This window comes from Vreelandella arctica (assembly GCF_037070215.1).
Classification (GTDB): domain Bacteria; phylum Pseudomonadota; class Gammaproteobacteria; order Pseudomonadales; family Halomonadaceae; genus Vreelandella; species Vreelandella arctica.
This window is the reverse complement of record NZ_JBANSN010000094.1, coordinates 1-1,051: the sequence shown is the minus strand read 5'-3', so window position 1 is coordinate 1,051 and position 1,051 is coordinate 1. Positions and strand designations below refer to the sequence as shown.

Sequence of the window (1,051 nt, the reverse complement as noted above, 5' to 3'; positions counted from 1 at the left end):
GGCTATGTTGGCATCTGCTGTTGGTCAGCGCCTATCGCCGCACGAAGCCACGCTTCCTCGGCTGGCCTTGTGGTTTCAAATAACCGTCGCCATGCCAAGTAATTAGGTAAGTACGCTGTCCCCACCCCATGAAAGCGCCCCATCCACCCCTTCAAGCGGCTCATATAGCTGTTCACGTTCTGAATGTGGTATTCCTTGCCGATCACTCGCTGATTATCGAATACGATGAGTCGATGATGGGCAATGCCGTAGTCGCGAGAGAAGGTTTTATACCAGCTGTGTCCGTCAGAGCATAAAATCGAGTCGCGATCGATGATCGGCGCCAGAAACTCATGAACAGTCGATTTTTGGAGCGCCGGATCAACCAAATCACTGACCTTTCCATTACGGTCTCGCGCAATAAGCACCTGAATTTTTTGTTCTTTTTTCTTAACATTGCCTTGTCCCCCACGCTTGCGAGGTTTGCGGTGAGTAATCTGACGCTTTCCTTTGCAGGACTCCAGGAAGAAGGTTTCGTCTACCTCAATGATGCCGGATAGTGGGTTGGCATTGTCTAGAGCACTCGTTTTCAGGAAACGATGACGCCATCGGAAAGCCGTCTTCAAATCAATACCCACTCGGGCCGCTGAGGCGCGCAACGTCAAGCTGTCTCGCATGCAGCGCAGGTAGTCGAACCATTTATCTCGATGTTGCAGCTTGGCTAAGGGCTTGCCTGTAAGGGCGTTGAATGTTTTGTGACACTCGGGGTTCCGGCATCGATACCGCTGTAGGCCACCGCTGCGTCCCCACTTAACAGCGTGCTCGCCGCCACAATGTGGGCATGGAAAGTGATGGCTTAAGGTATCAATCAGAGTGTCTGCCTGTGAGCTGATTTGCCCAAGAAGTCGTTCCGCTATGTATTTCTTGCGCTCAACAGGAAGGCTGGAAAGTGTCCTCTCAAGGATTTTGAAGTCTGCTTGCTTCATGGCGCCCTCCACACGAAGACTACACATACAGTATTTTATACAGTATATTTAAAGCACATCAACAGAAGATGACAACATAGCCATAT

The 1,051-nt window shown here is 50.5% G+C and carries 1 protein-coding gene; it reads right to left on the bottom strand.

Annotation, left to right across the window (positions count from 1 at the left end; translation table 11 throughout):
• Positions 1 to 2: 2 nt before the first annotated feature.
• Complete coding sequence (locus V8L70_RS22810; protein WP_336270709.1) at positions 3 to 965, bottom strand: IS1595 family transposase; 963 nt, start codon at positions 963 to 965, stop codon at positions 3 to 5.
• Positions 966 to 1,051: the final 86 nt, after the last annotated feature.

Coding starts and splice junctions, on each gene's coding strand:
- V8L70_RS22810 (WP_336270709.1), bottom strand. CDS start 965: ATGAAGCAAGCAGACTTCAAAATCCTTGAGAGGACACTTTCCAGCCTT.